Here is a 6193-nt window from a genome sequence, read left to right on the forward strand (position 1 = left end):
TCATTACCATTTCTCCGTAGAACATTAATGGTCGCTTCATTAATTTCACTAAACATGACATCCATGATACAGCCAGTCATAAAGGCAACTTCCGCTTTGCTTTCTCCTTTAGCTTTAAGAACTTGATCCTTCTTATATTTCTTTCGAACGGGTTTATTTACTTTCGGCATAATCGCTTCCATCTCAACCAAATGTTTAGGCATGATCTTCATCATCCCTGTTTTACGAATGGTAGTTTGCAAACCGCTTTTTTGGTAAAATCGGAGCAGACTTCCGACGGTATTCAAGCGGTTTTCATGAGGAAATAATCCCTGTAAAAACAATTTACTAAAGCTTCCCTTCCAACCTTTCAACGGCATAGCTAGACGAATCTGCCCCCGCGCCTCTTCAATCAACCCTCCAACATCAACATCCGCTGGACAAGCTGTTGTGCAAGCCCGGCAATCGAGACAAGCAAACACGGGATCGGAAAAATACTCATTCAACGCGATTTTTCCTTCAGCCACGCTTTTGATTAAATGGACACGTCCCCTAGGGGAATGCTGCTCTTGTCCGGTGATCTCATAGGTTGGGCATGATTCCAAACACATCCCGCAATGAACGCAATCATCCCACTTCTTTTCATCCGGATGGTCTTTAGCAAAATAATTACTTAAACTAGTTTCAGCACATGCTGGACTGGATTTCACTGCCGACTGAGTCGTCATTCCTAGATCCCTCCTACGTATCTTTTTTCATTAAGAACGTTATTCGGATCAACTTTTGCTTTAATGTTTTGCAGTAAGAAAAAGTAGGAAGGATTTTCATCCCAAATATTGATCTTCAATCGCTCTGAAAATGGTAGATGTTTAACAATCGCATAACCGCCTTTGGCTGAGGTAAGCTTTCTAATATCTTGGATCGCTGAGAGAATTCGATCATATTCTCCATAAAGGTAGACTTGACTAATCCCATGTCCCAGTCCCCCATGAGCAAGTATATGAAATTGGTCGCTGTCTAGCTTCTCAGTTACTTCAAGCAATTCAAGTACATCCATATTTTCAAGTCCTACTTTTAGAACTGCTAATTTGATTTGATTTTCAGCGTTCATTCCCGAGTACAATTCATAAAAAGCATTCCAAAACAAGTGTGCATCTTCCTGCTGGAGGATAGAGAAAGTGCCCCCTTCAGGCTTCAAATTTTCCAGATAGGTAGTTTGATAGTGGACAGAACTTTCAACATCCTCGAATTGAATAGCTACTGTGTACTCCCTTTGACCGGTCAACTTCGCTGCAAGAGAAGGGCTAAGAAGTTCAAGGGTAACAGGCTCCATTAACGAATCAAGCACACTCACAACAAACTGTTTAATCACATCTCGATTTCCTTCTGGGAAAGAGATTAAAACAAGACTTTGATAGTTTGCTAACGGTCTTAACTTCAATGTAATTTCAGATATCACCGCGAGTGTTCCCATCGAGCCGATAAAGAGTTTGTTCATATCGTATCCTGCTACATTTTTAACGACCTTCCCCCCAGCACGAATCAGACTACCATCAGGATAGACAAGGCGCATACCTATCACGACGTCTCTGGCGGAACCATACCCAAGCCGCTTCGGACCGCTGTCATTCGCTGCAATGATACCGCCGATACTTGTTTGCTCATTGGCAAAAGGATCGAGGGAAATCATCTGGTTAAAGCCAGCAAGGTATTCCTGTACCTCCAAATACGGTGTACCAGCTTTTAAGGTGATGGTCATATCACCAGGATTATGCTCGACAATCCCCTTAAAGTTTTTTAGGGATAGACAAATATCTGCATATTCCACCAGTCCGCCAAACCCCTTCTTTGTCCCACCGCCTTCAATAATCACTTTTTTTCCGTTTGAATGAGCAAAGGAAATAAGATCGGCAATCTCCTCTTCAGTAGTTGGTCGTACTATCACCTCGGCTCGATTGCCTAGGTCGTGGCTGCTATCTTCTATAAGAATTTTTTCTTCTGTGAAAATATCACTCAAATGATTCTTTACCAGCATGCAAAAGTCACTCCTTTGTTTCGTAATAAGAAACATCGTTTCATTAATAGAGCATAAACAGCTTTTTTACTTGGAAAGTTATGTATCACTCTTATAGAAAGCGTTTTCTTTAATTGCCGTTATTCTTTATTTGACGTGTCGCTAGTCTATTATTAGTAAAACATCCTTGTATATGAAAATCAATATATTTTGAAAATTTAATTAATTAAACCTGCAATTATGAATCTCTGAAAGAACAATTAAGATGCACCCGAAAAATGCATCTCTCCAGTAAAACAGATAACAAAAATATTACCCTTCTCTCCTTCTATTTCATAGACCATCCAATCGGATTCCTTTCCACCCATCTTGTTATATAACCTTTGAGCGATTAGGTTATCTTTTGCTGTTTCCCAGGTCATATCAGCGAATTTCTGAACTCTTATGTACCTTAAACAGGTTGTAAACAATTCCTGTCCTGCTTTCTCGCCTCGGCTCGATTCTAATACGAATAGATCATTTAAAATGGCCGCTCTTTTTACCTGAAGCGTACAAAAGGTGAAATACAAAGTGGCAAAACCAATCAGCTTGCCATCTTTTTCTGCGACGAACTGTACTCCGCTGGATGGATTATTTAATAGATGTGTGATTAACTTCTTTAACTCTGCTCCATCGGGCACGGGTTGTTTATAGAAGGCTACTATGTATTGAACCATTAACTCATATAATTGTGAAAGATCCCTTTTATCTGCTCAATCAGCTCCAGACAATTTATTTTTTCCATTAGTTATAAAATAATATTTGCTCGTCAATGGTTGATAGATAATTGATAATTCAGTAAATTTAAGGTAACTTCCTTTTTGACTGTCCTATTATTCATCCCAACTTTCTAAAAGCTTAAAGTCTTCTGACCCACTTACTTTTGAATAACCACTTTGATAGATTTTGTCCTTCGCTTTTACCCTATAAATAAGTAGCTTCCGGTTCGCTTTCAAAAATCACGCTAATCGTATAGAGGTTTTGACTCTTATAATCATCTTCACGATGTGGAACTGTTGTTATTCCCCATTTTTCATCAGGATAATGTTCTAACAGGTACGGTATTCAATTTGAGTATCGATCCAAAAAGGACGAATATAAAGTACAGTAAATAATAAGAAGCATTAGAGCTAAATACCGGCTAATAGTACGCAAAGTACCTTTTAAAAAGAATGAGATAATTACGAATGTCGTACTCACACTTCCAATAAATAAAACTTCTACTGCTTCTTTTGGGTCCAATACACCGCCTCCCCGGAAAGTACACTATAGCTAGTCCATTCTATTTGTAACCGTTGTTTCCTCCATGAAAAACAAAAAAACAAACCAGGTATTAACCAGGTTTGTTTTTTAGTGGGACGTCTTAGCCGCGTCTTCCGCCTCTGCCGCCGCGTTTTGTTTCCGTACTGCGTTTAAGAGTTGTTAAGTTCTCTTCGCTTGTTTTTAAGAAGCGCAGCATTTTATCTTCAAAGTTCTCTTTTGGTTGGAACTTACCTTTAGAACGAACATCTTTAGAACGGCTGTCTCCTGGTCTTCCCGGACGTGCTGGACGTTGGGAATAAGAAGAAGTTTGTCCTTCAGGTCTATCAATTGCTTTTTTTATCGACAAGGCTGTTTTACCATCTTTTTCGCTGATTACTTTTACTTCAATCTGGTCGCCTATTTTTAGATGGTCATTAACGTCTTTTACATAACTGTCGGCTACTTCACTAATGTGCACAAGACCTGTTAAGCCTCCTGGTAGTTCTACAAACGCACCAAAATTAGTGATACCCGTTACTTTACCTGTTACTTTACTGCCTACTTCGATTGACATGGAAATAATAATCCCCCTTAATAATGTTTAGCACACTTTATTATACCAAACTGAAAAACCAATTCCACTACTTTTACCTTAATTCCATAGATAAACTGCGAAATGTTCCATTTAACGCACATTGATGATGCTTAACCAGCCCTTTTATAAACACTTTTGTGTAAATAAAAAACAATCAATAAATCATCATCGTATTTTTTTGCAGTCTATTGACTATAAATGGACTTACAAACAATTCATTCATGCACATAAAAACGAAAAATTATACCTATCTTCATTATATATCAAATTATTCTCTTTACAAAGCCCTTATTGACATCCGAGGAATATTTTCATAATTGAATCGAAATAAAGTCCCATTTTATTTATGGTGTGAATAGGAAAATTGGGGTTGATAATTAAACTAGTATAAGATAATAATTTTAAGGAGAATGATGAATGAAGAAATTTGGTTTATTTGGTAAATTTACGATACAAGAAGGCAAACGTGAAACAATGATAGATATTTTGTTGGAAGCAGCCGAATCTCTGAAAAGTCTTGATGAGTGTGAACTTTATCTTGTGAGTATTTCTAATGACGATCCTCATTCTGTATTTGTTTATGAAGTCTGGAGTAATGAAGAAGCCCACCAGTTCTCTCTTACTAACGAAGCAACCCAAACACTAATAACACGTGCTAAACCACTCATTACTGGTATGGAAAGAATAAATACGCTGATTACGTTAGGTGGAAAAGGCTTTCCATTTAGTTAAACTGATTAAAAAAATTAAAAGCGAAGATATAACCTGTGATGGTTTATCCTCGCTTTACTCGTCAAGCTGTTATAAGTCACTTGTATTAAACGTATCGCCGCCCTTTATAGTACCGTTTTGGAAGCCTTTATAGAACCAACGCTTTCTTTGTTCCGAGGTTCCGTGTGTAAAGCTGTCTGGGACAACATATCCGCGGGATCTCTTTTGAATGGTATCATCACCTACACCACTTGCTGCCTTGAGCGCCTCTTCTAAATCACCTTCTTCGAGAAGATTCTCGCCCTGTACGTGATGCGCCCATACGCCAGCAAGGTAATCAGCTTGTAATTCTAGTCGCACAGAATATTTATTGTATTCTTTTTCACTCACACTTGAACGACTAGGCATTTCCTTTTCTGATGTTCCTAAAAGAGTTTGAATATGATGGCCTACCTCATGAGCAATTACGTATGCCATAGCAAAATCCCCGGGTGCCTGAAATTGATTTTTCAGCTCTTGATAAAAACTTAAATCGATATATAATTTCATATCACCTGGACAGTAAAAGGGTCCCACTGATGAACCAGCTGTTCCACACGCAGAGTCAACACTGCCGCTGTACAACACCAACTTCGGCTCTTTATATTCTAATCCTTGTTCACGAAATTCCTCGGTCCAAACTCGTTCCGTATCTGCAAGTACTACTGAAACAAATTGGGCTAGCTCTTTTTCTTCTTGCGTTTCCTCATAAGGTGCGCTGTTGTTTTGATCAGTAGAGCCGATATTGCCTAATAATTCACCTGGATCTCCTCCAAGGAGCGTGACAATAATAACAATCACTATACCGAGACCGCCGCCAATTCCTGCGATCCCCTTACCGCTCATCCCTCTCCGATCCTCAACGTTCGAGCTTGCTTGCCTATCCTTCCATTTCATACTCGTTCCTCCTAAACAACTATATGTAACATGTCTTTCCTCATTCTCTATACCCGATGTTCAGAAGCAGGGAAACCTTTCTCTAAAATAAAGAGGACAGCAAATTCGGTATGACCCGTATTTACAATCCTCTTGGTTAATCTATGTAATTATTTTAGAATGATTCTGCCTTGAATATCTGTTTTTTTCTTAACAGTAACTGTTTTAACTTTCCCAGTTTTTGATTTTCTTCCATCCATACTAAACCACTGTTGCATTTTAACATTATAGGTTTTATATTGATTTCGTATTTGGAATACTCCGGTTTTTCCCTTTGGAATTTTTCTAGAAACCGTAGTTGATAATGTCGATTCCTTTGTTAGATTCCCTTCAAGACCTATTTCAATTGCTCTAACAGGGATGCCAGCACTTCCAGTAATAGACCAGCCGCTTTTCGTTGTGTACTTCTTCTTCATAGTCGCTGCTCCAACAACTGTACCTTTTTGACTTTTCCAACTGCTATACGATGTAGATTTATAGGTTTTCTTTCCCGTTTGCATCCAGTAGGTGTAGGTTGGTTCATTTCCACTCAAAGCTTTTGATTGAGAAGGAGCCACAAATACTGTTGATACGAGTAATACAAACATAGCTAGAATTAAATATACGTTCTTTTTCAACAAAACACACCTCATTTAAAA

At 38.5% G+C, this 6193-nt stretch carries 6 protein-coding genes and 1 pseudogene; 1 reads left to right on the top strand and 6 read right to left on the bottom strand.

Annotation, left to right across the window (positions count from 1 at the left end; genetic code table 11):
* From AC52RT_RS09185 to AC52RT_RS09200, 4 genes and pseudogenes are all read right to left on the bottom strand, one after another.
* Positions 1-707 (bottom strand): (Fe-S)-binding protein (locus AC52RT_RS09185; protein WP_495540458.1); only part of this gene is annotated, 707 nt, incomplete at its 3' end.
* Positions 708-709: 2 nt separating this feature from the next.
* A complete protein-coding gene (locus AC52RT_RS09190) occupies positions 710-2014 on the bottom strand; it encodes an FAD-binding oxidoreductase (RefSeq protein WP_495540459.1) in 1305 nt (434 codons plus the stop codon).
* A 239-nt stretch (positions 2015-2253) separates the two neighbouring features.
* Positions 2254-2733 (bottom strand): annotated as a pseudogene (locus tag AC52RT_RS09195) (GNAT family N-acetyltransferase); the annotation flags it as partial.
* Positions 2734-3395: 662 nt separating this feature from the next.
* Complete coding sequence (locus tag AC52RT_RS09200; protein WP_475730302.1) at positions 3396-3848, bottom strand: S1 domain-containing RNA-binding protein; 453 nt, start codon at positions 3846-3848, stop codon at positions 3396-3398.
* A gap of 438 nt (positions 3849-4286) precedes the next feature.
* Here AC52RT_RS09200 and AC52RT_RS09205 point away from each other — a divergent pair, with 438 nt between their 5' ends.
* Entirely contained in the window at positions 4287-4601 is a 315-nt protein-coding gene (locus tag AC52RT_RS09205) for a putative quinol monooxygenase (protein ID WP_495540460.1), read from the top strand.
* Between the two features lie 69 nt (positions 4602-4670).
* Here the strand turns inward: AC52RT_RS09205 and ypfJ are convergent, their stop codons facing one another.
* The gene (gene ypfJ, locus AC52RT_RS09210; RefSeq protein WP_495540461.1) at positions 4671-5516 is read right to left on the bottom strand and encodes a KPN_02809 family neutral zinc metallopeptidase; all 846 of its coding nucleotides are present in this window, start codon (positions 5514-5516) and stop codon (positions 4671-4673) included.
* 149 nt (positions 5517-5665) lie between these two features.
* Entirely contained in the window at positions 5666-6172 is a 507-nt protein-coding gene (locus AC52RT_RS09215) for a hypothetical protein (RefSeq protein WP_495540462.1), read from the bottom strand.
* Between the last annotated feature and the right edge of the window lie 21 nt (positions 6173-6193).

This window comes from Peribacillus sp. (assembly GCF_059453735.1).

Coding starts and splice junctions, on each gene's coding strand:
- AC52RT_RS09190 (WP_495540459.1), bottom strand. CDS start 2,014: ATGCTGGTAAAGAATCATTTGAGTGATATTTTCACAGAAGAAAAAATT.
- AC52RT_RS09200 (WP_475730302.1), bottom strand. CDS start 3,848: ATGTCAATCGAAGTAGGCAGTAAAGTAACAGGTAAAGTAACGGGTATC.
- AC52RT_RS09205 (WP_495540460.1), top strand. CDS start 4,287: ATGAAGAAATTTGGTTTATTTGGTAAATTTACGATACAAGAAGGCAAA.
- ypfJ (WP_495540461.1), bottom strand. CDS start 5,516: ATGAAATGGAAGGATAGGCAAGCAAGCTCGAACGTTGAGGATCGGAGA.